Origin of the sequence: Shewanella corallii (assembly GCF_023349125.1) — a bacterium.
Taxonomy (GTDB): domain Bacteria; phylum Pseudomonadota; class Gammaproteobacteria; order Enterobacterales; family Shewanellaceae; genus Shewanella; species Shewanella corallii.
Map to the genome: position 1 here is coordinate 888,732 of NZ_JAKIKT010000001.1, position 26,374 is coordinate 915,105.

Here is a 26,374-nt window from a genome sequence, read left to right on the forward strand (position 1 = left end):
AGCATGCTGTTTCAGGAATCTGGATTGGTGGATTCGTTTGGGTCAGGAGGGCGGTGTTTGGATTGGGTAAGACGCATGACAATGGCAATTGACTATATCGAGGAGAACCTCAGTGGCGAGCTGTCCATTGATGATGCGGCAAGAGAGGCGTTCTCCTCCCGATATCATTTCCATCGCATGTTCTACGCTATGGTGGGTGTTACACCAGCCGAGTATATCAGGCGGCGAAAGCTCACCATGGCAGCAGCGGAACTGGCTGGTGGCCAAGGCAGGGTAGTCGATATCGCTGCCCGCTATGGTTACGACTCACCCAATGCTTTTACCCGGGCGTTCAGAAGTCTGCATGGGATTAATCCGGGTAAGGTCAGGGCGGGCCAGGTTCTGCTTTCCACCTATGATCGCATCTCTTTGAATTCAAACAGATCGGGAACTGCTATGTTGGAATACAAAATTGTTGAGAAACCTGAGTTCAGGGTATTGGGAAAGAGTCAGGAGTTCAGTTTTGAAAAGTTTGTCGCTGAGGGGCCTGAATTCTGGAAACAGTACGTGGGCTCGGATGAATATAAGTCATTGTTGGCTTTGAATATGGGGCTCGGGGGAGAAGTAACTCAGGCTCCTCTTCTTTCCGTTTATTTTCCCGATGAGCAGGAACGGCGGCAAACTTTCACCGATGTCTTGGGTATCGAGAGTTTATCTGAGGTGACGTCTGACGAGTTCAGTGCCCATATTGTGCCGACAGCCACCTATGCTGAATTCAGTTGTACCTATCAAAGCTCGATGAAAACCAACAAGTACATTTATGGGGAATGGTTCACTGCAACCGGGTATCAAAGAGACGGTTCCAAGCCGGATGTTCTTGCATATTTTCCGTTGCCTTTCCGCCCGGTGAAAGAAATGCTGTTGCGCTGGTGGATCCCTGTCATGAAGAAAGTCTGATACATGATGACAGATCTCCTCTCGTCCTGTTCGCCATCTGATTGCGAGTTTCGGCTGGTATTCTGACTCCAAAGCGTGCCTTATTTGCAATGCTCGTTTCGATACTATATCTGCAAGCTTGTACTCGGAGATGATTGAGCAACTGATGGCCTGCAAATGACGCAATCAGTTGCTCAAGTTGGTGTTTACAGAGCGTTAAAGTAGGCCTTGTAGGCTTTCAAGCGCACAGTGGCCGCACCGATAATGTCCATAAAGCCCAGCGCGTCATGGGGCTTTTTGGCCGATATCCAGGCTGAGCCTGTAGCCCCTATAGGGATTTCGTAACCCTCTGGCTGCTCAAACTCGATGACTACGGTTCGACCATGGTTACCCTGATTCATCCCCACGTGGCGGCTGACCATTTGACTGCCTGCGGTCGGTGTGATTCTGGATTCGCCTGTACCTGTGGTGATGCTGTGCACTTTTCCCCTGAATATTTCCCCCGGGTAGGCGTTGAGGTAGAACTCGGCGAACTGACCCGGCTCAATATATCTGAATGACTGATCGGGAATACGCATCTCGATAAACTTCCTGTTGGTGTCATACAGGTGCATGTTGCCTATGCGTGTGCCAGCGGCGATATTGGTGATCGACAACTGACCATCAAAGGGAGCGCGAACTTCGCGACGTTTATCCTGCCATTTGGTTGCCGCAATCTGGGCTTCAATCGCCTGAACTTTGGCGATACCTGCGGCTATCTGTGCCTTTGAAGAATCAATCGAGGCGGTGAGATCATCACGGCTGGATTGACTCGCAAAGTCACTGAGCTGGGTCAGGCGCTCCAGGTGACGCTTATCATTGGTCATACGGATTTCAAAGGCTTCAATCTCAGACTCTGTCGCCTGTTTTTGCGCTTTCAAAGCCCGTAGCTCTTCGCTGGTATCCACAGACACCAGAGTATAAATAAGGTCTCCTTCTTTTACCTTCTGGTTATGCTCCACAAAAATTTCATCTACCTCCTGACCAAACAGGGGGCTGAGTACGGCGTGAGGTGCCTTGACTGTGGTGGAGTCCGTCAGATCAGCCGGTGACCAGAATCTATGGGAGGTAAACAGCATAAAGGCGATAAAGGCACCCAGGCCTACACTGATAACGGCATTGCGCAGGTTCCATTGAATCACTCCCAGCCGCACCAGCAACCAGACGATCAGGATATAGGGCAACATAATCTCTTTCATGATTGCTCTCCTTTGATGCCGTTATTGATGATCCTGGAGAGGCTGTTGCCAATCACATCCCAACGGGCAAAGGCGATGACGATTGCAAGAACCCACCAGGCTTTGTGAAGGAACAAGCCGCACAGGGAGAGGGCAAATACCAGTTGGGTATGTACACTGGCCACCGCTTTGGCCCGATGAACTGCTACTTCGTGAAGCTGCCAGAACAGATACAGCACGTACACAGCGACCGCGATGGTAACCATAACGATAAAACCCATAAACAGGGTTGAGTCGAGCAGCCCCAGAATATTGGGGACGCCATGGGGATAATAATCTCCTTCGGACAGGTGTTGGCCGTGAATATCCCCGAGGGTGGAGAAAAGGTAACTCAGCAAGATGACTGAAGCGATGATGGCGGAAGCCACCAGGCCTTTGGTTAATATTTTGCTTTTGGTTTTATGAGCCTGATTATAGGTGTTGTTCGTCAAGGTAACTCCTTATATGACAATAGGTTGTCATTACTTCTTCCTTGTTTACGACGGTGGCGCCAAAGATGAAGTCGAGTAAAGGTATTATTGCCAATCTACTGACATCATTATGAAAAGAGTCACCTTGCCCGTTACTGAATGAAACTCCATTTCAGCAAGTTCAGGTCGACATGATTCTCTGTTAAGTAGGATCCGTTAAACTGGATGTGACTTTAGTCTTTGACGCAGGAGCTCAGGCAGATAGAGGTTTTGAAGGTACCTGCTTAATCGAGCCTTTGTGATGTGTGGAGTTGATGCAAAAAAACAGCAGGCAAGCCAGGCCTGTCTGCTGTTTGTGGGTTTCTGGTTTGGGGCGTCATTCTGACATCAATGTCGGGACGAAATCTCTGTCAGAGGGGCATATTGGGCGTTATACCTAATGGTGATTATTGGTTGATGGAGCAAAGCATCTGATTCCAAAGTTGCTTTCCCTGTTGATACAGGGAATCAGTGTCCCCGCTGCTTACCGAGCAGGACAGATTCAGGCTTTGTTGCTTTGAGCGCTCCAGGGTTGAAAACATAGAGGCACCGCCTGGGTCATACATTCTATTACCTCTGTCTCCGGGATCTCCTACCGGCGGATGTACAGGATCGTCCGGATCATCAACAATAATGCAGGGTTTTGGACGGCAATGAGCTTCAGCCACATTGGAAAAACTGGCCAGAGCCAACAATATCAAGGTTAAAAGGAACATTGGTATTTTCATATTTTTCTCTCCGTGTTTTGCACCGAGCCCCTGTACCCTTTTACTGCAATCTGCCTTGCTGGCATACCCGGAAGAAAGTACTAACCCTATCGAGAGGTTGGTCTCTGTCGAGGGATAAGGAGTGAGGCTTTGTGGCTGGCGCTGAAAATAACTCCAGTATGATCAGAGCACTATCTATATGGCTGATAGGACACCCTGACTTAACCTGTTAACTTCAACTTGTTTGTTGGGTCAATGGTGATACTGAGTAGTTCACCATTAGGACGATAATTTGTGACGAGAAGAAAATCATGACAGAAGAACAAGAAAATGAACTAAAAGGTCTGGGTGGTTGGCTGATACTGGTGGGGATAGGCATAGTATTTTCACCGGTTAAAATTATTATTTCTCTTTATCCGCTTTACTCTTCAATATTCTCAGACGGAACCTGGGAGCTGCTGACAACTCCCGGTTCTGAGTTTTATAACGCCCTGTGGTTACCTATTCTAGGCGCTGAAATAGTGCTTAATGCAGCCCTTGTTCTGGGTTGGCTGGGTATAGCCTGGCTGTTCTTTAGTAAAAAGCAGGCTTTTCGAGTTTGGTATATAGGTATCTTATTATTTACCATCGCTTTTCAGTTTGCTGATGCGTTTGCGATTGCCGCTGTACTGCCCGATGAAGAGGTATTTGATCCTGAGACCTTGATGGAGATTATTCGCTCATTGGTATATGCCGCAATCTGGATCCCTTATGTGCTGATTTCCGAGCGGGTTAAAGCCACTTTTGTGAATTAGTGAGATGGAGTTGTGGAGTTAATAAAAGTGCCACCGCACAGGGAGTATTTGAATGGGGCAACAGCGTAGTAAGTTGAACAAGGTGATTGCAGTATGCTGCATGCTTCATTGGTTGCCCTTGTGGGGACTTTCCCTTGTTTTTAATCTTTATCCCGGTTGGTATTTCCAGCCGGATGCTAATGATTACGATGTTGGGCTGGCTCTTTTGAGCTTTATAGTGACGGTTTCAGGTGTGAGTTATTTCACTGCACGCAGAGATCAGATTTATCTATGGTTTCCCGCCTGCTTTCTGTTTGTTCTCTATCTGACCTTTGCATTTGGCTGGGTGGCGCCCAGATATCAGGATAAGCTCCAGCTCGAGAGTGGTGATTATCTGGTGCTTGATGACCACAGTGCGGGCGCATTTGCGCCCGGCGGGTTTATGACGCTTGATCTGTATTTAAGCCTTGGAGGATTACTGCTGCAAAAGAGCACGCTGAAAACCTTTGACAATACCTATGATGGTTTTATCAAACTGGCTGATGGACAAGTTGCAGTGAGCCTGGATACCAATGATGGGGAGTTGATTCAGGAAAATTATTTCTTTGATGAGTTAGCATCCGGCGGTTGATAACGCATTTTATATTAAATGAATATTTTCAATTGCTCATTTATCCGATTGAAAATATAAAGGCCCCGGTCTGGACCGGGGCCTTTCAGCTTGTTGTTAATCTAACATCAATTAGAACCTTAGTTTCAGGCCTGCTTTGTAGATGGTGCCCAGAACATCATAACTACTCGGGAAGGTATTCCCTGAGTTATAAGCTGTTGTGCCCGCTGTATCACCTACAACAGGAGGTTGTTTATCCAACAGGTTATCGACACCAACAGTTACTTCTATATTTTCTGTGACCGCATAACTGGCGAACAGATCTATATAACTATAACTGCCGATATGACGGAATGGCTCAAACATGTTTTCAGCTTCATTGGGCAGAACATCAATTGCTCCCTGATATCTCCATAGCACGGATGTCGTTAAATCATCCCATGCCCAGGTTAAGCGAGTTGTCGCCTTGATATCAGAGATTGGATTACAACTGGTTCCAAAGAATCCGTTACAGTCTACAACAGGTGTTGCCGCAGAACTTTGAGACTCTTGAGTCAGGTATTTATTGACGTTACCGTTTAATTGAAGCTCTCCCCACGAGTCCAGCTCATATGTCAGGTTGTATCCGACCTCAATACCTTCTGCTTTCAGGTAGTCGAGGTTTGTTACGAAGGTATCAATACCGGCAAGGTCACCTGTGAGATCTCCTCCCTGACGGTTGATTTTGGCACATTGGGTAAGATCACCCAGTACATAACATCCATCGATAATTTCCTGTGGGCTGAATGACCCGATCACGTCCTCAATTCGGATATCGTAATAGTCGATAGATAAAGAGAAGCTATCTGCAAATGGCAACTCAGGTGTCAGTACAATACCTGCTGTAAAGGTATCCGCTGTTTCCGGCTTTGGCAGATTATCGGGATCACTGCCGTCAAATGTATTGACCTGACCAGCGATGATATCTGGAATCACTCCTACCTGAGCCGCGGTCATGCCTGTTGCCATACAAAGTTCTTTTAACCTTGCATCAATATTGCCAGCATTGGCCACTGAACAGGGGTCTATCGTCGCATCTCCCAAACCACGAGTGACCGGAGAGAAGAGTTCACCAATATTTGGAGCCCTTGTCGCCCTTTGCTCCATGACTCTGAACAATACCGATTCTATTGGTCGCCAGTTAAGGCCGACTTTCCACGCATCATTTGAACCAAAGCTTGAGTAATCTGCCGCTCGATAACCAAACTCCAGATTCATGCTTTCAATCAAAGTGACATCTTCGACTAATGGCAGCATACCTTCGAAATACCACTCGGTGACATCGTAACCACCACTGATTGGGAGGATGTTACCGCCAGCTCCCCCCAAACAGCTTGCCGGAGCTTGTTTCCAGCACTCATCAGGTTCGAAGCTTCCTGACTCAGTTCTCTTTTCAAAACCTAAGCCTAGAGACAGGCCTCTTGAGGCTGTTGGCAGAGTTGCAAATTCCAACTCGCCAGAAATGAAACCACCGAAAATTTCTTGCTCATAGGTTTCTTTCAGCAGTGCGGTAGCACTGGCATATGCAGCCATTTCCGGGGTGATACTACCGAACCCGCCGAATAGGTTGATTGGCACACAAGCCGCTTCTCCGTTTTCACAAACGATATCGCCATTTTCATTTGTTGTTGCCATTAAGGCATTTTGAATATTGGTGAGATTGGTATAGCCGGATGAGACGTTCAGACGGTTTGATTCGCCATACTGGTAGAAGAGCTCGTAGTCATAATTGTCGAGTAAGGTTCCCCGGATGCCTACTGTGCCTTGCCACAGATCGGACTCATAACTGGTTGAACGCTCACCCAGCTCCAAAGTACGACGTCTCAGACGAACATTAAGTAAGTCCTCAGAATCGACAACACCGTTAGCGTTAGAATCGGTCCAGTTTTGGCCTGCAACCAAGGTGCCTCCGACTCTGGCGGCATTGGCTTCGCTCAGCATGGTGGTTAACGCAGATGAAGAGATAAGAGGGTTATACAATGGCAGCACCAAACTGGCACCAAATGTGCCGGAAGGAGCAACTTGTTGAGTCACAGTAGCGTTTGTGAAGTGGAAATTTCCGAATGCCTCAATATCATCATTGATGGTGTAATGAGATTGAGCCATAAAGTTGTATCGTTCGAGCGGTGTCTGGTAATAGTTGAATGGATTGAAGTTGAATCTTGAGCAGGGTGCTCCCAATGAACCGTCGTCCCGGAACTGTAATCCTATTGGGGTGCCTAAGACTTCAAATCGTGTAGGAATTGAGGTGGTTGAGCCACTTCCCGAAATATCTACGACACTGGGGCCTCCACATCCAGATATAGGTGCCGGTGCCGTTGCGCCGTCCAGAAACTCTTGGTACCCAGCACCGTTATCCGTTCGTATCCCAAACTGTCCAAGAGGTCGATCTGCGAGTAGTACTGGATCCCGTTTGACATACCCAAACGACATCACAGCATTGCCATCTCCATCGTCAAAGTTACCGCCGAGAGTAATGGCGATATAGTTGTTTTGACCATCGCTATCTGCTGTTTCCGATATGTTTGTATCTACTGCAACACCAGAGAAGTCACGCTTTAGAATGAAGTTAACTGCGCCTGAAATAGCGTCTGAACCATATACGGCAGATGCCCCCCCTGTGACTATATCAACGCTTTCAATCATGGCGGTTGGAATTGAAGCTGTATCCACTCTTCCGCCGATGTTAAAGGGAACCATACGTTTACCGTTCAAGAGAACCAAATTACGTTGAGGTCCCAACCCTCTTAAATTGACAGTGGCTGCGCCAGCTGTACCGTTATTAACATTCCCGCCATCTCCCGGAATTGTCGAAGGAAGATCCCTGAGAATTTTTTCTACTTCAGGTTCCTGAGCCATACCAATCTCTTCCGCAGTCACAGTTTGAATTGGTGAGCTTGATTCGAGTCCTATCGCGGTAATTTTTGAACCAGTTACCTGAATACGTTCAATATTTTCAGTATCTTCTTCAGCAATAGCCGTGTTTACCATTACTGCAGTAGATGCGGCGCCAGCAATTAGTGAACAGCGAATCGCACATGCCAGCTTATTTGGAATGTGATTTTTCATTGTATAAACTCCCTGGGCTTTTTAATGTTTAACGGCAGCAGTTAATGCATGCCAAAAATCATAAAATCACAAGGTGATAACAATCGCAATAAAGTGTTTTCGTTGTTGCAGTTGCCTTTGAGGTAAGCCTAGAGGATGATTTTCAATTATTGTTTTTGTTTTTTAATAGCTTGATGTTTGAAATATTGAGTTACAACTAATTTGATGGTGTATCCAATATGTATGGTCCATTTTGATGTTGTTGGATGAGTTGTGGTATTAATCGCTTATTTTTATTAGTCGTTGTGACTTGTTATTCGCTCAAGCAAATTTGTATATGTCATTGAATTCGTGGTTTTAATGTCGGCATAATCATTCAGATGGTGAAATTATATTTGGATGGTTGTTTTTTATTTATCCTTTTTAAGAGTTTTTATAGATAGCTTAGTCTATTTTTTAATATTGAGTTGGCGAAAAAAACTCAGCGTGAAATGACTTTACGTTTATAAACAAGGTGTATTCCATTTTCTATAATCATGGCTTTTATAATGTACTCAATAACTTCGGTCAGACTGCCATGCTATTGATTGCTCCCTCTCAGAGCTGACTCCTCTGTTAAAGCACCTCAACAGGTTCCAAGTGTGGCTTGTCTACAATCCTGTTCTGAAGGAGAACTGGAGTTTGAACGCTGATGTGGCTTAGTTGTCATGGGTATAACTCTGATGGTGACAATAGCAAAGCCTGAGCTATTGTCACCGATTCGGTTATCAGCTTAATTGGCTTTCCACTACCTTGATTCGCCAAAGTTTGGCCGCCTCATTGAGCAGCAGCAGATTGACCTCTGCGACTTTACGGTTTTCCGGCTGCGCCATGGGGGTATCAGCAACCCAGGCATTAAATGCACCAAGAGCCGGCCCTGCCCAGATCTGATAATCCATCTCTCTTCCTGCTTCGCCTATGTTGGACCAGCGGCTCGAAAGACCCAGATACCAGCGAAAAATTAGTGCCATTTTACGCTTGGGGTTATCCAGCGCGCGCTCAATCTGGCGCGGGTCTCTGGCATTAAAATGTGCCTGGGTCATGGCCCAGATCTCGTCCAGCGAACTTCTGAAAATCTGGCTCTCCAGTTTGTCCCGTTCCACCGCCGGAATGGCTTCAATGCTGTCGTAGCGACTGTAGATCTCCCACAGCTTATTGGCGCGCATAGGGAACAGGGTGCCGCGCTTGACCACTTGCAGCTTCACCCCCATTTCAAACATATCGGCGGCAGGGGCCATGGTGACATCAGCCATCTGAGTCGTAGTCAGCAATGTGCGGGTATGCTCACTGGCACCGGCTTCAACACAGCTTTGGTTGATGGAGCCTGTCACGACGAAGGCCGCGCCCATAGCGAAGGTCGCCAGCATAGATTCTGGCGTCCCTATGCCGCCGCCCGCGCCAACACGGATAGGCTCAGGGTATTGGAACTGAGCCTGAAGTTGATTCTTCAACGCGATCAATGTGGGCAGCAGGGTAACCAGAGGGCGATTGTCTGTATGACCGCCTGAGTCAGCTTCGGCTGTAATATCGTCGGCCATGGGCACCAGTTGGGCCAGCTCAAACTGCTCAGGAGTAATATGTCCGGCTTCGAGTAAAGGAGTCAGTAACTTTTCCGGAGCAGGCGACATAAAGTGTTTGGCCACTTCAGTGCGGCTGACTTTGGCTATGACCTTATTGGTCATCTCAATACTGCCGTCAGGGTTGCGGCTCAGGCCGGCTGCACGATAGCGGACTATATGGGGGGTCAGTGCCAGAAAGGCGGACGCCTCCACTGTACGGACGCCATGCTTGAGGTACATTTCAACGGCACCCTGCTCGAGGGCTGGCTCACTGGGACTATGGATCAGGTTAAAACAGTAAGGGCCATTGGGAAGCGCTGACTGAATACGTTCAATGGCCTGTTCAACCCGGGCGGGAACCAGGCCTGCCGCACCAAAGGAGCCCAGCATACCTGCCTTGCCCATGGCAATGACCAGCTCTTCGGAGGCAATGCCATTGGCCATTGCACCTGCATATAAAGGAAATTTAAGCCCGTGGGCTTGGCAAAATGCACTGCCTCCCAGATTTGAAGGTTTCAGCGCAGGCACCATGGCCCGGGTATTGCTGTCTGGTGTCTGCTGCAGGGCAGCCTGGCCATTATCTATTGTCAGTGCGAATGCCTGAGGGTTTGCTTCCAGCAAGGCGGCCAGCTCATTAGCGGCAGCAAAGTTAACATCTTGGTGTGATGGAGCAGGGTTGTTGGTCATTATTTTGCTTCCATTGCTTGTGCGTTCAATACTCTTTTCATTGCCTGGTTCTAATTGTTGGCTTAATCAGCCTCGGTTATTTTGATTGCCAGGTTGCTGATTTCGTAAATTCTCAGTTTATCTTTGGACAGGCTGGCATTGGCGGTAAGGCATAATCCTGCTTCGTCCTGCTCGATCGCCGTGATATGAAGCTCCAGAGACATCTGTTTGTTATGTGGTGTTATCTGGCCCCGGTATTTCCACAATACCTCAGATTGTGGCCAGCTGAATCTTGGGTTTTTGAAACCATCTCCCAGTCCCGTTTCCAGCGCAAAGGCCTGCAGTAGTTCCAGCATGGCTTCTACCCCCAAAGAGCCCGGCATAACAGGGTCCTGATGGAAGTGACAGGGGAAGAACCAATCGCTGGCATCGACTGTACGCTCACCATAGGCATAACCCAGCCCCTGTTGACCGCCATCCTTGATAATGGCGATGGTATCAATAAAGTTGAGCTGGCCCCCGGCAAGATGCCAGTGGGGCTTGTTGGGAGCCGGGGCGAAGGCATTGATAGCGTTCAAATCCAGCTCAATATCAACCTTTTGATCCCGGGTTATGTGCCAGGGCTCCAGGGTTTCGCCCCTGTCCAATCCAGCCTGATGGGTCAGCGCATGGTCGTTAAAGTAGCCAAATACCGCTTCTCCCCTGTAGAAGGGAATCGCACCTGAATCTGTCTTGGTACTCAGAACAAAACTGAACTTCTGAATGATATTGGCCCCGGAGAATATGGTGCTGTTGAGCACAGTATCATTGATGATGGTTTGGCCCCTCAGGTCCAGATCTCTGAGCAGTTCGCCTTTACCGTCAAGATTGCGGAAGAACAGCGGCTCATCCTGATAGCTGAGTGTGGTACCCAGATACCCTGACAGGAATCCATTGGGCTGCAGGGCAATTTCCATCAGCACTGAATAGGGCATCTGGGAGGCGTGACTGTTGGCCTTGAAGTACCAGGCATCCTGCGGAACCTCGTATTCGGCACGGCAACTTGAGATGGATTTGAATTCTCCCCTGACGCCATCAATATGAGTCACGCTGGTGGTCAGTTGCAGGTCGCCGCAAGGGGTGCGGGGAGGCACCATACCACGATACACGGAGAACTCTGGGCCGAAGCAGTTTTCAATATCTCCGGTGGCAAACTCAAACAGGTGCCAGGGAGTGAAAGGCAAAGTATCCGGAGTCCGGTTGGCGAAACGCGTCATAACCGGAGCGGGAATATGCTTAAAAGGGATGACCCCTTTGTTGGTCGATGCCTCTTGGTCCGGGAGTTTCTGCATCAAAGGCGCTGTTTCGTGAGAGCACTGCGCGACATTTGACTGAATTGAGTCGTCTGAATATTGGTGGCAGTCAGCATTCTCCTTTAGCATCACGCCGAGATTCTGGAAGTCCACCACGACTTTACCATCCAGCAAAATATCGATATTGGCTCTGGCTCTCGGTGTGGGGTGCATGGTCAGCTCAGTGACTTCCATACGATAGGTGAGGGTTGCGGATTGGGGCAGTACCTGCCCCCGACATCTCACCTTCTGTGGTGCGTCAATCAGAGGTTGGAAGCGTGCATCCTGCATCTGGCTGTGCATCCCCAGCCACAGCATGTAAAACTGCAACAGCTGGCCACATCCCTCTGCCATCAGCGAGCCGGCCATCACCTCATCGCCTTTGAAGTGGCAGGGGAAGTACCAGTGGTCTGGCTCAAGGAATTTGTGACCTACCACCTCTCCCAGTCCCCAGGCACCGCCTTTGGCGTCCAGTGAGCTTATCTGCTCGATCATCATAAACTTGTGGGAAGCGAAACGCAGTGAGTCCTGTTTCAGCGCTGCCTGTGCATGCTTATGGGAGTCCCCAAAGCATGCGACTAAATCTGCCGTCAGCAGTGGCTCAAGTTGTTCACGGTTGAACTGAGTAGTGGGACATTCCAAAAGAGGCGTGAAGCTGCCTTTGATGGCATTTCTGCGAGCTGTCTCTTCAGCTTCGGTTCGGATCACGCCTTTGCCGTCTTCTAACTCTTTGTCGGTAAAGAAACCGGCACAACCGTTATCCATCTTCAAAATCAGGGTATCGCCCACATAGCAGCGGTAGGAGAAGAAAAACAGCAAGGTATCGCCGTTGCGGGCATAGTGATTGATGGAGATATCGTATCTCAGGGTATCGCCACCTCTTGGCAGATCACCGAGGAATGTGAGGGTACAGTCGAGCAAGCGATATACCCTGTCACCCCGGTTCTCGAAGTCTATGCCCAGGTAACTGATCAACATCAGGTCGCACTGGCCGGACTCCACGGCAACGGCCCAGGGGATCTGACCATCCACCAGATAGGGCGCATCCACAGGAATGTCATACTCTGTGGTCATGGTACTGGGTTGGTATTGTCCAAGCTGAGCATCTAATTTGGTGACTCTGGACACCAACAAATAGTCTCTGGAGGGCAAGCGCACTCTACGGCGGAAGCTGTCTATCTCGGCATACTCAGGCCCAAATACTTTGGCGATTGAGCCTTCGGCGTACTCCAGCAGGTCATCATAATCCCAGATGCAGGTTTTTGCTACCGTAGTGGCGGGCTGAGATTCAAGCGTTTGGTTTTGGATTGTCGGAGCAACCAAAGACGAGTCAGCAATTGACTGAGCTGCTTGTGATGAAGGTGCTTGTGATGAAGTATGTGCAGGCGCTGCAACAGAGGCCTGAACTGTTTGTGTTGCAGCCGCTATGCTGTGGCTTTGCCCAAGAATCGCGGCGATCTCCTGCTTCAGGAGTGTGTCTGCCTGACTCAGGCCATGGTGACGGCCTTTAAGAAACTCAATATGTACCTCACTCATCAGATCCTGGTTACTGGCCTGGGCATTGTCATAAACAGGGCCATTGGCAGAATGCTCAGGCGTTTCTGCTCCATCAACTGAGTGAGTTTCAGGAGTGGGCACAGTGTCTGAATCTTGAGTCGTTTCTGAAGCTTGCATGTTCTTTGAAGTATGCTCTGGAGTATGTGCGGTGTTTGCCGAATTCATGGTATTGGGCTTATTAAGGTAGTGACCGAGAACCTGCAGCGCAGCCTGCTGAACCTGATCTGCAATGCTTTCCCCTCCCAGGGTAAAGGTTTTAACCAAAGAGGGGCCTTCATGGGGTTGGACACCTTTATCAAGACGTTGTTTGAGCGCCGCTTTATCTGAGCTGGACTGATTAAGCAGCAGTGCACTGCTGAGCTCATCCTGCCTGGACGTCAGCATGCAGGTTCTTGTTTCAGAAGCAGAGTGCTTGTTTGAGTGAGAGTTTGGCTCAATATTGTAACAAGCGTCCGACAACAGGGCTGAAACCGCCGCGACCATGCCAGCTGCCGCGCCACTGTGGCCCAGAATTTCGGCGGTGTTGAGTGTTGGCACGTCCGCAAGCAAGGCGCCACTGCCAGCCAGAACATGTCGGCATATAGTGGCATTCGGATACTGTCCGCCCAGATGGGTGAGCAGGGTATCAGCCAAAGCAGAAGGTGAGTCTGAGTTTGACGCAACATCAAGGCTAAATACCGGTGTACTCAGCTGGCCATATTGCTTGCTGCCCAATGCCAGCTGCCCGGAGGAGCATAGTACCATAGCAGCAGCGGCATCAGCCGGAGGCAGATCCATATTGGCTCCCAGCAGACAGGCTTCTGCGCCACCAGCCAGCTCGACGCTGCACAGCACCACAGCGTCGGCATCACCGGCATCAATCAGTTGCCTTGCGACCTCCACACCCCGGGCAAACCCTTGCTCTCCGGCCGACAGGGTAAAAGCTGGCCCCGAGAAGTCCCACAGGGCGGCAACCCTAGATGCCATAATATTGCCGATAAAGCTGGTGTACTGATTCAGTTGGGCTTTACCCAATACGGCATCCATCACCAGAGGTTCCAGTTGCTGGTATTCAGCCTGAGTCAGCTGGATACCCAGTTGCTCCAGATACCCGGGCAGAAGGGTATGTAACTCTACCCGGCCACGGAATTGATGCAGTTCAGGCTCGGTTTCCATGGCAACCAATACCGCTGTTTTACTGCCTGCTTTCAGGCCTGCATCACGTATGGCGATATCGGCTTGCTTGAGCAGTAACAGTTGTTGGGGGATAAGCTTATCCTCCTCGGTCGCAGGCAACTTGAACTGCATCATGTCCAGCTGGAAGCTCTCGATATATCCCCCTTTCGGGGCTTTGTGATTTGGCAGGAGTAGCTCCAGGCCTTTCCAGCGTTTTGGCGGTAACTCTTTTAATGCCACCGCACCCTGACTCAGCGTTTGGTTAAGAGCCTCCAGTGAGTCACTGGCGCCGATATGGGCAGACACACCTGTGATGGCCAGTGTTGTCGAGCTGGTCGCCTGGCGCGAAGGGGCAATTTCAATATCTGCTGATTGTGCTGGGCCATCAGTCAGTACCAGATGAGCATTGCAGCCACCGAAGCCAAAGGCAGATATCCCTGCAACTTTGCGCCCATTAACTGCTGTGTTGTCATCGGCTCTTTTCGGCCAGACTTGCTGGGTTCTGGCGACTCGCTCTGCAAATCCTGAGGCAAATTCAGTTGTAAATCCGGCTGCTGTCCCGGTTTGAATTGCTTCTGCCCCAGAACCAGACTCAGAGCTTTGGGGCAATCCCGGACTGCCGGGAACCGTCCCCTGCTGCATGCCTTTCAAGGTCTTGACCATGCTGACCATGCCGGCGGCCGTCAGCAGGTGTCCTACATTGCCCTTGGCTGAGCCAATCAGTGGACAGTGTAATAAAGGAGGTTCAGGAAGCTTGTCACCAAAAAAACTGTCCAGAGAGCCCAGTTCCACTTTGTCACCCAGAGGGGTACCTGTGGCATGACACTCAATCACATCAACCTGTCCGGGTGTGAAGCCATGTTCGCTGGCCTGATGCCAGGCGCGTTCAAATGCGGCTATCTGTCCTTTGGGATTTGGACTCAGTACAAACTGTCCACGACCATCATTGGACAGCCCAGCCCCCTGAATGACACCCAGTATCCTGTCGCCTTGAGTCTGGGCATCCTCCAACCGCTTGATGACCAATACAGCGGCTCCCTCTCCGGCAAACAAGCCCTGAGAGTCTGGCGAGAAGGGGGCGGATATGCCATTTCCCGGGAAGGCCTGGAAAATCGAGAAGCCCATATGAATGAACAGAGGGTCGGCACCGCTGACAGCTGCGGCCAGCATCACATCGGTTTTACCCTGTGCAAGATAGTCACAGGCCAGCTTGATGGCATACAGGGAGCTGGCGCAGGCAGCATCCAGACTGAAGTAACTTGGCCCCAGCCCAAGCGCCCTGGCTATATTGGCGGCAGCATCGGAGGCATTGGATAGCCTGGTATTGCCAGAGGCACTGAAGGGGGGGCTGGACTCTGTATCCTGCTTTTCCAATGCACTGGCCAAGGCTGATTTCACCGTGTTGTGATACAAGGGCAAGCAGTAACTGTTGGTTTGTTTATCCGGAAAAGACAGGGCACCCACTACGACGCCGGTTTTCGCTCTCTGGTTTTGGGCTATCCCGGCATCAATGAGGGCATCCCGGGCAACGCTCAGCAACCATTGCTGGCTTTCATCGAGAGATTGCAACTGGGCCTCGGCAAGTTCAAATCCCGTCGGGTCAAACTCAAAGTCCCGGATATAGCCGCCCTTGGTGCAGTAAAATCGATCCGCTTCACCTTTATTGCCTGTGTATGCGGTAACGTCAGCCCCCAGATGTGAATTTGTAAGCTCGCTGCGACAATCAACCCCTTCAAGCAGTTGTTGCCACAGCGCGTCCGGGCTATCTGCTCCGGGAAAGCGGCAGGCCTGACCGACGATGGCAAACTGGCCTCTGGGGGAGGGAGAAGAGTTAGCGGCTGATGACATGCTGTATTTCCTGTGGCTCTTGGCCTGATTGTGTAACCAGTGGCTCTGAAGTATTGGCCGCGCTTGAGTTTGTGTTCGGCAGCCAGTCGCTTGTTTCTACTGGTTCGATATTCTTTTGGTCATTTGTGTGCTGATTTTCAGGGGCATAAGCCAAAGGCTTATCCAGCTCCAATCCGAGCGCCCGCAGTGCGGCGATAGCTTTAAGCAGACCGGTGTGGGGCGCAGCGCCTTTGCTGTTGCAGGCCAGGCTGGCGACCGGATGCCAACTCAACTGTTGTTTACCCAGCAGGCTGGAGAGCTGTCGGTCTGCCCCTACTTCAAGCAATACTCTGGCTCCCTGTTTGACTGCCCGCGAAATCAGTGCGGGGAAGTTCAGCGGGGCACACAAGGTATCGGCAATGCTGGTGGCGATATGGCGGCTTAAGTCCGGTATTGAGGTCAGCAGGGGTTGTGGCTGGGATGCGCTGAAAAACACACAATTATCCAGCTTGCTCTGGGACGCGATCTCTCTGTGATAGAACGCCTGCAACTGGTCGTGAAGGTGCCAGGTTGCCGGTGTATGCATCGCGGTGATCAGCGGCGACGGAATGGCGGTACAGCCCAGTGCGTTGATTACACTCAGGGCCTGCGTATTGTCTCCTGCCAGGATGCAGGAATCAAAGTGGCGAACAGGGATATAAAGCCTGCAGCGGCTGTCAAACAGGGTATCAATCTGTTGTTGTACCTGTTCGCTCTCGGCTCTGAGCATAAAGCAGCCCCAGTCCGGGCTCTGCTGTATTTGCGCTTCAAGGCCTTGTGCTTGAGCGTTTTGGCGCTGCCACTGCCAAAGATCTTTTACTGCGTTCAGAGAGCCTGATAATTCCCGGTTAAAGATGGGAGAGTTCAGTGTCGGGGCAATCAAGGTTTCTGGATTTCGCCAAACACCGAGTGCAGCCCACATACTTATCTCGCCCATGGAATAGCCCAGCGCCATATCCGGCTTGAGATTAAATTCCCGGGTCAGTATTTGGGTCAGTAACCAGGATTGTCCCACACCGGCCACCGCCTGCTGAGCCAGCGACAAGTCAGTCATTTCATGCTTGCTGCGGCCAGCCTGAGGAGCCCTTCGCAATTGTTCAGACTGCAGCATGTTTGCCAGTGGCAGATGTTTGCTGTCTTCAAACAGGGAGGGGAAATAGAGATGCAGTCCCTTAAACATGCCGGGCCAGACTGTGCCGACCCCGGGATAGATAAAGGCGAGTTCTCCGGGCTTCACGCTGTGATGGGGCGGGCAGTAGCAGCTGCCATGGGGCGATTGCATCCATGCGGTGGATCTTGATTCAATATGGGACAGCAAGGCCTGACGTTCAGATTCCAGTCTGCTGTCACTGTCAGCCACAAGCACCAGCCGATAGGTGTCCGGCCTGTCCTGTGTTGGATCCGGGGTCGGAGTGAGCTCCTGTTTCCGGCCTGAACCCTCAGATAAATCTGATACAGAGGTCAGTGACTCATATTTAAGTTTGTCAGCGAGACTCAGTTTTTCGGCGAGCTTGAGTTTTTCAGCAAGCTTAGCAGCGCTGTCAGCACTGAACTCCAACCAATATTGAGTCAGGGGTTTGGGGGGCAACAGAGCGCTGCCCTGAGCCAGTAACAGGGAGACTTCTTTATTCTTGCCTGAGCCGATAATGAGGGTGAGTTCACGTCTTTTCTCTGGCTCACAAAACCAGTAATCACCGCTGAATTTGGCTGAGTTATCCTGACTGGAGATATTCTCAGGAGGCAGATCTCTGGCGGCCAGAGAATGACAAACCTGCCACAACCAGTGGAATGCCTGGGACTCATCTGACTCACGACTGAGCTTGTCGCTTGAATCCTTTTCTCCCTCTTTCCCATGGTGAGGATAGAGTCTGGCATGGGGATGGATACGGCCTCTCATCGCCTGCCTGGCATCAAGCAGCAACAGACGCCGCTCGCCCTGTGTCAGGGCGATGGTGGCGTCAGGTTTCTCCTGCAAATATTGTTGTGCTTGGACGAGTGCGGAAATAAAGCTCTCCGCACTCAATAAGAGCTCAACTGTGTGAACCTGCTTAAGAGCTTCCGGTATAAGGACAGCGATGGGAATGACACTGTTGGCAGCCGCTGGCGTCATTAATTGGCATTCTCCACCACAGCCGATTCCTGCTGAGCTGTTCTTTTGCTTTCCACAGCCTGACTTTGACCACTGGCATTCAGACGGGTAGTGCTGAGGGTCAGTTTGACCCCTTTGACCACGGCCAGAGTCTCTCCGGTATCGGCAAACAGGCTGGCATCACACTGGAAGGAGTTACCCATCAAAGTGGCGTTGTGCAGCCACAGGCGTCCTTCATTGAAGCTATCCAGTTGTTTGTTAACCGCAAGTTGGGCAAATCCCACCGGCAGGCTGTCCTGGCCACTGAGGTTGTGGGCCAGTACCAGTGCTCCCTGAAGTATGGCGTCCAGTGCGCAAACCCGGTTTTTACGGCCGGAAAAGTCACCAAAGTCTCTGGCATTTGCTGGCAGGCTGACATTGGCCAGTAACTGTGACTCTGTAATGGCGAGGCTGGTCAGCAAATGCAGTCCGGGCCCATGGAACAAGGGCCCCTGTTGATAGCTGTCACGCCCGGAAACACCGTGGTTTTTATACTCCTGCAGCAACCTTTTGGGTATGGCTGGCGTGCTTATAGCACCGGCAATAACTGGTGCAGCCCGGTAGCCGGGACGACCATCAACACTGAGTAGCAGCTTGTCACCCGAGTCTGAACTCAGGCTTTCCAGTGACAGCTTGGCAGTGTCTTTGTCATCAAACACCAGGCCTTTGAGCAGCTGGTAATGACCCAGAGCCGTCCAGTCACCGTTTTGTGGTTGCTGGTTGTCGCTCATCAGGCTGTCTAGCATTAAGCTGAGGGCACAGGCGGTTGGCATCACAGGGTTTCCAAGAATGCTGTGATCCTTTAAAAACTCATTGTTCTGTAACGTGAGTTGCCAGTCTGCCTGCACCCCTTCAGGCTTTTTTACCTGAATGTCTCCATTAGGCGCAGTGCCGGTGCTTTTCTCAGTCCCATTTTCATCAATATCAGTGCCTTGCATATCTGTGCCTACAAGGCAGTGCAGCAAGCCAGGCTCCAGCACTTGCTGAGCAAAAAGTTTCGCACCGGCATTTCTTGGAATAACGTACACGCCGCGGCTTTCAAACATAGCCTTAAGTCCGGCCGTTACCATGCCGCCGTCCCAGGGGCCCCAGTTAAAGCTGGTGACCTTGCACTCTGGTGATTGGGCTTTAAGGCTGATGGCATAACGGTTCAACACTTCGTTGGCCATGGAGTAGTCACTCTGGCCTGAGTTGCCATAGAAACCGGCTGCCGATGAGAACAGGCTGACAAACTTAAGTGCTGACGGGGTCAGCAGCGCCAACAGGTTCTGCAGACCGATAACCTTGGTATCAAACACCCGGTTGAACTGGGACAGGGTTTTCTCTTCGATCAGCTTATCGGCCAGTACTCCTGCTCCATGGATCAGACCATTGAAAGGACGGATAGCAGCCAGAGGTGACAGCTTTTCATCTAACTGTTTGGCATCTGTGATATCCACCGCCAGATACTCTGCACTGGCACCGGCAAGGGTAAACTGCTCAAGCGCCTGGTGGATTTCCACTGCGCTGGCAATCGGTGCCAGCTCGGCGTCCAACTCTTTCGGTGTCAGCTTTTTACCCGACTCTTTCATATGAGCAAGCAGCGCAGCTTTCAATTCGCCAGGGGCTTTATTCTGCGCCCACAGTGGCAGTGACTCAGGCAGGGCGCTTCTTCCCAGCAGTACAAAGTGGCTGCCACTGCGACGGGCCAGCTCCAGGGCACAATCAAGGGTGACACCTTTGGCACCGCCACTGACCAGGATGGTATCGCCATCATCAAGGGTTATGGCATCCTGCAAATCGGCGCTTGCGGCGACCGGTGTCAGGCGGATCAGATTGCCATCCTGCTCACTAACGCCGGTTTCTGTGTTGTCAGTGGTCTGGGTCAGTTCTTCTATCAGGGCAGTTGCATAGGTGTGTCCATCGATATCGGCATCGACATCCAGGGCTTTACAGTGCACCTGAGGCCACTCATGGCGCAGGGTTTTACAAAGGCCATGCAGACCGCCACTGAGCAGTTGCTCTGTACCTTTGAGGTAGCCAAAGCCACCATCCTGTCGGGTCACAGTGGCAAACAGGGATGGAGTAGATGCCTTTAGGTGTGGAGAGGCCAGTTTGGCAAGCAAGGTTGCAGCCCTGAGCGATACCAGTTGTTGCTCGCTGGATTGAGTGGGGTCTGTCAGTATGACCAGACCACACAGCTCGTCACCCAATTCAGAGACAATCGCGGCCAGTTCGCCTTCCAGGGTTTCCTCGCCAACTGCCTCTGCAGAGACTGTGAATTGACTGATGTCTGAGGCAAGCACTCCGGGCGTCCCCATGGACAGCACCACAGGGCTCAGGTCCAGTCCTTTGAGCTTTTCTGCGATAACGCCGGCGTGGTGACCATCGTCCAGCAGGAGTACTTTTCCACCCTTCGGCAATTCGATTGTGCTCAGTGCATCAGAGGCCTGGCGCAGCGCGACACCTGAATAGGGAGGCAGAGCGGACTCGTCAGTGGCTTCCGTATTATCTGCAACAGAATAAGCAGTCTGAGCTGAAGGTGCATGTGGAGTGGCTGGTGAGGCTGATGCCAGTTGCACTGTAATTTCGGCCAGAGTCCGGCATTCCGCCATGGCTTCAGGGCTAAGGGATGGCAGGTTAGGCAAGGCTTCCTGCACCGCCCCCAATATCTCTACCCGCTTGATAGAGTCGATACCCAGGTCAGCTTCCATATCCATGGACAGCTCCAGCATTTCAGCCGGATAGCCGGTTTTATCTGCCACTACGTTAAGCAGAACGGCAATCACATCCTGATCGTTGTGGCTTGAATTATCGACACTGTCAGAGTGGGATACCGGGGCATCTGCTGTTGCAGGCAGTGACTCAGGCATGGTGGATTGAGCGGTACCTTGAGAGGGCGCCTCAGGAGCACTTTGGCTCAGCAAAATGCAAATTTCTGCCAGGGTTCTGCACTCAGCCATGGCCTCCGGGCTCAGTGCAGGCAGGCTGGGCAAAGCTTCCTGCACAGCGCCTAAAATTTCTACCCGCTTGATGGAGTCAATACCCAGATCGGCTTCCATATCCATAGACAGCTCAAGCATTTCCGCAGGGTATCCCGTCTTGTCAGCCACGACACCCATGAGTACAGGCTGAACATCCAGTCCTGCGACTGCCGCCGCGCTTGTGTTGGCTGCGCTTGTGTTGGCTGCGCTTTTGTTGGCGACGCTTGGCTGGGCTGCTTGTGCAGGAAGCGTGCTGATAATTTCAGTCTGAACCTGCTCCAGCGTGCGACATTCGGCCAGTACATCCGGGCTAAGGGCTGGCAGTTGTGGCAGGGCTTCCTGCACTGCACCTAGGATCTCAACCCGTTTGATGGAATCAATGCCCAGATCGGCTTCCATATCCATGGACAGCTCCAGCATCTCTGTCGGATAACCCGTCTTGTCGGCTACCACACCCATCAGGACGCTCTGAACATCCACTTCAGCGGTTTGTGCCTGTGCTATACCCGCGTTGGATTCTACAGCCATTTGTTCAGGCAGGGCATTGAGGATTTCCTGTTGAACCTGCTCCAAAGTGCGGCACTCTGCCAATACATCCGGGCTCAGGGCTGGCAGCTGTGGAAGAGCTTCCTGCACAGCTCCCAGGATCTCCACACGTTTAATGGAGTCGATACCCAGGTCAGCTTCCATATCCATAGACAGCTCCAGCATCTCGGTCGGGTAGCCGGTTTTATCTGCCACCACGGCAAGCAAGGTGACAGTAACATCCTGTTGGGTTTCAGATGCTGTTGATGGTGAAATCGAAGCTGAATCCGCTAATGCAACCGATAGCGAAACTGGGTTTGACGTCTGGATTTGTTCTGCAACCTGGGCTTGAGCGGGAGATTGTGCAGGAAATTGCGTCTGGGCCGGAGCCGCAGGTGATGAAACCCCGGCTGTTGGAACCCCGGCTGTTGAAGCAATTGATGGCGCACTGACAGCTGGCTGAGTTTGTGCCTGTGCCTGGGGCAATACCTGAGCGGCCAATGGCGACGATTGAGTTGAACCGGACATTTGTGCCAGATAGGCATGATGTACCCTGAGTGTGTCAGCCTGATGCTGGTGGAACAGTTCGATGGAACGTTGCAGACTTTCAGGCACAGGCAGCCCCTGTTTGGCCAGCTGCAACTGAGCCTGCATCAGTTCATTGAAGGTCTCATTGTACTGTTTGGGAATATCCAGGAACGCCTGATGCACCTTAGCCGCCTCAGACTGAGCGCCAAACAATGACTCCAGCGATGAGCCGGAAGGAGCTTGCAGATGGCCGCTGGAGGCAACAACAGAGCTTGCTGAAGCAGATTGGGTCGGGGCGGAATGTTCTGCGCCGTAACCCAGATGTGATGACTGAGGTTTTTCCACGATTTTTTCTACGACCTTTTCGATAGTTTGAGTTCTGATTTCCGGGGATATTTGGCCTTGCTGCAAAGACAGGCTGGCCTTTTCCCGGGTTGCCGGGCTGACGTAGTGAGCGCCGTTAAGGCGAATATTCATGGGTGAAGGCTTGACCATATGGCGCTTGTGTTGAATTGCCCAGGTGTCAGGATCTGTCATTGACTGACCTGCCACAGCCAGTTGCACGGCCGCCAGCTTCAGTTGTTTGTCACTGCGGTCCTGCGCACCCGATGAGCTTTTCACTTGCGTCGGGCTGACGCTCAGGGTAATCACCTGCTCTTTAAGCTCGGGGAAGTACTCCTGAGTAATGGCACTGACCAATTTACTCTGGGTATTCTTGGGGCCAAACTCTACAAAGGTGCGGGCGCCGGATTCAATCATGCCTTTGATTTGGCTGACATAGTCCACCTGACTCAGCATATGCTCAGACAGCTGACCTATAATATCGTCACCATAGGGTTGGCCTGTCTGATTGCTCCAAACCTGAATGTCAGCCTGGCTGATGCTTTGCTCACTGATAGCCTGGTTATATTCAATGGAAGCCTGCGCCATCATAGGGGTATGGAAAGCGCCAGCCACATTGAGGGCCACCGCTTTAATTCCCTCAGCCTTGAGTCCGGTAATCACCTTCGCCAGTGCTGCTTCCTCACCGGCTATCACCAGCTGAGATGGAGAGTTCAAATTGGCAATAGCAACATCCGGGTTAGCCTCCAGCAGAGCATCGAGTTGCGCTCTGTCTTGCTGTTTGCCCAGCACTACCGCGGCCATACTGCCTTTGGGCTCTTGAGCAGATGCCAAAGCCATCGCCTGTCCTCTTGCCTGCGACAGTTGGCAGAAAGCCTCATCTGAGATAGCACCGGAGGCCCACAAGGCAGTCAGTTCGCCATAACTGTGGCCGGCCAGCATATCGGCCTTGAGTCCGGCGTTGCGCATCAGTTCATACTGGGCTGCGCTGAGGGCGCCGATGGCACTCTGGGCGTAGCGGGTATCTGTCAGCTCGGCCTGTTGGCGGGCTTTTGTCTCATCTTCAAAGGCTTCGAACGGATACATCACCCGGGACAGAGGCTTAAGCGCAGCGCCTTTAAATACAGTGTTGAACTTTTCCAGCCAGTTGCGTTGCTCTGGATACAGGCAGGCAAGCTCCCGCCCCATTTGCAGATACTGATTGCCCTGACCGGTGAACAGGGCGGCCAGTTTGCCTTGCTGAGCACTGGGGCGATAGCTCACCCCGTTGGGCGTTTGCCAGGGGCTTGAGCCGGATTTTGTCAGCATACCCAGTGCCTGGGATAACAGGGAACTCAACTCCTCCGGGTTGCTGACAGCCATCCCAAGTCTTGGGTGTTCATCGCTACAGGGGGCCAGAGCAAACTCCTGACACAGGCTGTCAAAGGCTTCGCTGGCGTTGTTACCCAGTGCCTCAATGGCTCTGCTCAGGGTTTGGCTCAGGGCATCAACCGAAGGGGCTGAGAACAGCAGAGGTCTGGTTGACCGGCGCAGACGGTAAGGGCTGGAGTGCTCGCCCTGATACTCTTCAAGCACAATATGGAAGTTGGTACCGCCAAAACCGAATGATGAGACACCCGCACGACGGGGAGCATTATCTTGCCCGATCAGCCAGGGGCTGGCCTGGGTCGACAGGTAGAAAGCTGAGTCTTCCAAAGTCATTTTCGGGTTTGGTTTGCTGACGTTAATGGTGGGGGGCAACACCTTGTGATGCAGTGCCAAAGCGGCCTTGATAACCCCGGCAGTCCCTGCAGTTGATTTGGTATGGCCTACCTGGGATTTAACTGAGCCCAGCGCAATATGCTGTTTCTCATCCCTTGGATTGCCGGACTCATCCTGACTGAATACTGAGTTCAGGCCATTGAATTCGGCAATATCACCTGCTGCAGTGCCTGTGCCATGGGCCTCTATCAAACCTACTGTGTGTGGCGCAAAACCGGCATCATCATAAGCCCGTGCCAGCGCTTTGGCCTGACCTTCAGGTCTTGGGGCATAAATACTCTTGAAACGACCATCAGAGGAGGCGCCAATCCCTTTAATGACAGCATAAATACGGTCGCCATCCCGTTCGGCATCCTCAAGTCGCTTGAGGGCCAGCATGCCGATGCCTTCACCTATCATCATGCCTTTGGAGTCGGCATCAAAAGGCTTGATGTTGTCATCTTTGGTAAAGGCAGGTGTCTTTGAGAAACTCATATACATGTAGGGAGAGTTGTCGGTACAGACTCCACCGGTGAGCATCATATCACTGCGGCCTTCCAGCAACTCTCCAAGCGCCATGCGCATTGCCGCCAGAGAGCCTGCACAGGCGGCATCCACCACACAATTCATGCCACCAAGATTGAAGCGGTTGGCAATTCGTCCGGCGATCACATTACCCAGAGAGCCTGGAAAGGCATTCTCCTGCCAAGGGATATATTGGTCCTGAAACTTGCGGATAAGCATCTCGCAGTCATCATCACTGATGCCGCTGCTTTTAAAGATTTTCTTCAATACCGGGTACTGGAGGCGGGCATTCATAGCCTGACTGATCTTCTGACCGCCACCTATGCCCAGGGTGATACCAACCCTGTTTCTGTCGTAATTGGCTTCATCTTCGATACCGGCATCAATCAACAGATCCCGGGCAACCAGCAGGGACAGCAGCTGGGCAGTATCTGTTTGTTCCAGAATATTGGGCGGCAGACCGAAGTCCAGCGGGTTGAACTCCATCTCAGGCAAAAAGCCACCACGCTGACAGTAGACTCTGTCCGGGGTATTGGGGTCAGCATCAAAATAATCTTTAGGATCCCAATGTGAATCAGGTACCTGAGTGATGGCATCGATCTTATCGACAATCAGATCCCAGAACTCATCCAGATATTTGGCATTGGCGAACAAACTGGACATGCCCACAATCGCCACAGGCGTATCCTTGAGGCGGCGTCCGAGTCGGGCGTCCGCTGAGGAGTGGGTGTCAGACTGGGTGTCAGGATGGCTCATGCTTGAGTCTCCGTGTTGTGATCGCCTTTGGCGGTCCTGGATGGTAATTGGGGGTTGGCGCTGTTGCCATTGAGTGCACGCTGGATATCTGCATCGGGAAAGCGTTGCTGGAATTTGCGGTAATTACGGGCGAGCAGGCGTTTGAGTTTAAATGGCCCGTTTTGCAGCACATAAGCTATGTAGCGATTGGCTGCCAGAGTATCGCTATCGGTGTAAATATCGACATAGATCCAATCAAAAGCAGGCTCCAGCCCTATCATGACTGAACTTGGGGCTTGGTTGTCCTGCTCATCGACCAATGGGATATGCATTGCCTCAATCTGCACAACTTCGGCTTCGTCCAAAGTTTGCGCAAGCGTACTGGCATTGAGGGTGTAACTCTCAGTGGTATCTGAACGGTATACGGGAAGCTTGGTAAAGTGTTTGGGGGGCAGGGATTCGCTGGGTTCAATCTCACCTATGCGGGATACACCGTGACGCTTAAGGCAGCGCGCCAGACCCGAGCGGGAGACGGCAGGATTGATAAAAGTACGGGTGACCTCAAGCAGCCTGTCCAGTGTCAGCTTCAGCTGATACCTCAATCCCACCACTACATATTCCTGTGCCGGGGTCAGGGTCGTATTAAGGTGATGGGGGGTGTGATCTCTGTCTTTGACGTCGCTGCGGCGACGCCATTTGCGTACAGTGGTTTCACTGATATTGAGGATCTTCGACAGTTCCCGCACACTCAGATCTGAGTTCTGGATGAATCGCCGCATTTCCGGCGTAGTTTGACTACGGGTTGTACTTTTCCCTTTAACTGGAGCACATTGCGGACGCTCCGGTGGCATTGCCATTATGCTTCCCTGTTGTTGAAGTATCAGCCGGGACTATAGT

General features: G+C 51.5%; 11 protein-coding genes and 1 pseudogene. 3 read left to right on the forward strand and 9 right to left on the reverse strand.

Annotated elements, in window-relative coordinates:
• Nucleotides 1–75 precede the first annotated feature (75 nt).
• Nucleotides 76–936: an AraC family transcriptional regulator gene (locus L2725_RS03940; protein WP_249247733.1), complete on the forward strand. Its 861-nt coding sequence runs from the start codon at nt 76–78 to the stop codon at nt 934–936.
• A 185-nt stretch (nt 937–1,121) separates the two neighbouring features.
• On the opposite strand, the gene L2725_RS03945 is transcribed toward L2725_RS03940, so the two are convergent.
• The 3 genes from L2725_RS03945 to L2725_RS03955 all read right to left on the reverse strand — a co-directional run bounded on the left by L2725_RS03945 (nt 1,122) and on the right by L2725_RS03955 (nt 3,369).
• On the reverse strand, nt 1,122–2,153 hold the full coding sequence (locus L2725_RS03945; RefSeq protein ID WP_249247734.1) for an HlyD family secretion protein: 1,032 nt from the start codon (nt 2,151–2,153) through the stop codon (nt 1,122–1,124).
• Nucleotides 2,150–2,623 (reverse strand): magnesium transporter, encoded by a 474-nt coding sequence (locus L2725_RS03950; RefSeq protein WP_249247735.1) that lies wholly within the window; start codon nt 2,621–2,623, stop codon nt 2,150–2,152. Before L2725_RS03950 ends, L2725_RS03945 begins: the two co-directional genes overlap by 4 nt.
• A gap of 425 nt (nt 2,624–3,048) precedes the next feature.
• Complete coding sequence (locus tag L2725_RS03955) at nt 3,049–3,369, reverse strand: hypothetical protein (RefSeq protein WP_249247736.1); 321 nt, start codon at nt 3,367–3,369, stop codon at nt 3,049–3,051.
• Between the two features lie 290 nt (nt 3,370–3,659).
• On the opposite strand from L2725_RS03955, the gene L2725_RS03960 reads away from it, so the two are divergent.
• Together L2725_RS03960 and L2725_RS03965 are read left to right on the forward strand one after the other, a co-directional pair.
• A complete protein-coding gene (locus tag L2725_RS03960) occupies nt 3,660–4,142 on the forward strand; it encodes a DUF2569 domain-containing protein (protein WP_249247737.1) in 483 nt (160 codons plus the stop codon).
• Between the two features lie 52 nt (nt 4,143–4,194).
• Nucleotides 4,195–4,752, forward strand: coding sequence for a hypothetical protein (locus tag L2725_RS03965; RefSeq protein ID WP_249247738.1), 558 nt, complete (start codon nt 4,195–4,197; stop codon nt 4,750–4,752).
• A gap of 111 nt (nt 4,753–4,863) precedes the next feature.
• Here the strand turns inward: L2725_RS03965 and L2725_RS03970 are convergent, their stop codons facing one another.
• The 6 genes and pseudogenes from L2725_RS03970 to L2725_RS03995 all read right to left on the reverse strand — a co-directional run bounded on the left by L2725_RS03970 (nt 4,864) and on the right by L2725_RS03995 (nt 26,328).
• On the reverse strand, nt 4,864–7,839 hold the full coding sequence (locus L2725_RS03970) for a TonB-dependent receptor plug domain-containing protein (protein ID WP_249247739.1): 2,976 nt from the start codon (nt 7,837–7,839) through the stop codon (nt 4,864–4,866).
• Between the two features lie 746 nt (nt 7,840–8,585).
• Nucleotides 8,586–10,019 (reverse strand): annotated as a pseudogene (locus L2725_RS03975) (PfaD family polyunsaturated fatty acid/polyketide biosynthesis protein); the annotation flags it as partial.
• Between the two features lie 146 nt (nt 10,020–10,165).
• Nucleotides 10,166–15,973 (reverse strand): hotdog fold thioesterase, encoded by a 5,808-nt coding sequence (locus tag L2725_RS03980; RefSeq protein ID WP_249247740.1) that lies wholly within the window; start codon nt 15,971–15,973, stop codon nt 10,166–10,168.
• Complete coding sequence (locus tag L2725_RS03985; protein ID WP_249247742.1) at nt 15,957–18,101, reverse strand: PfaB family protein; 2,145 nt, start codon at nt 18,099–18,101, stop codon at nt 15,957–15,959. Before L2725_RS03985 ends, L2725_RS03980 begins: the two co-directional genes overlap by 17 nt.
• The gene (locus L2725_RS03990; RefSeq protein WP_249247743.1) at nt 18,101–25,498 is read right to left on the reverse strand and encodes a type I polyketide synthase; all 7,398 of its coding nucleotides are present in this window, start codon (nt 25,496–25,498) and stop codon (nt 18,101–18,103) included. Before L2725_RS03990 ends, L2725_RS03985 begins: the two co-directional genes overlap by 1 nt.
• On the reverse strand, nt 25,495–26,328 hold the full coding sequence (locus tag L2725_RS03995; RefSeq protein WP_249247991.1) for a transcriptional regulator: 834 nt from the start codon (nt 26,326–26,328) through the stop codon (nt 25,495–25,497). Before L2725_RS03995 ends, L2725_RS03990 begins: the two co-directional genes overlap by 4 nt.
• Nucleotides 26,329–26,374 lie beyond the last annotated feature (46 nt).

Bases quoted from the DNA above. Each gene is read 5' to 3' on its own strand.
- L2725_RS03955 (WP_249247736.1), bottom strand. From the start codon at position 3,369: ATGAAAATACCAATGTTCCTTTTAACCTTGATATTGTTGGCTCTGGCC.
- L2725_RS03995 (WP_249247991.1), bottom strand. From the start codon at position 26,328: ATGCCACCGGAGCGTCCGCAATGTGCTCCAGTTAAAGGGAAAAGTACA.
- L2725_RS03970 (WP_249247739.1), bottom strand. From the start codon at position 7,839: ATGAAAAATCACATTCCAAATAAGCTGGCATGTGCGATTCGCTGTTCA.
- L2725_RS03965 (WP_249247738.1), top strand. From the start codon at position 4,195: ATGGGGCAACAGCGTAGTAAGTTGAACAAGGTGATTGCAGTATGCTGC.
- L2725_RS03940 (WP_249247733.1), top strand. From the start codon at position 76: ATGACAATGGCAATTGACTATATCGAGGAGAACCTCAGTGGCGAGCTG.
- L2725_RS03980 (WP_249247740.1), bottom strand. From the start codon at position 15,973: ATGTCATCAGCCGCTAACTCTTCTCCCTCCCCCAGAGGCCAGTTTGCC.
- L2725_RS03990 (WP_249247743.1), bottom strand. From the start codon at position 25,498: ATGAGCCATCCTGACACCCAGTCTGACACCCACTCCTCAGCGGACGCC.
- L2725_RS03960 (WP_249247737.1), top strand. From the start codon at position 3,660: ATGACAGAAGAACAAGAAAATGAACTAAAAGGTCTGGGTGGTTGGCTG.
- L2725_RS03945 (WP_249247734.1), bottom strand. From the start codon at position 2,153: ATGAAAGAGATTATGTTGCCCTATATCCTGATCGTCTGGTTGCTGGTG.
- L2725_RS03985 (WP_249247742.1), bottom strand. From the start codon at position 18,101: ATGACGCCAGCGGCTGCCAACAGTGTCATTCCCATCGCTGTCCTTATA.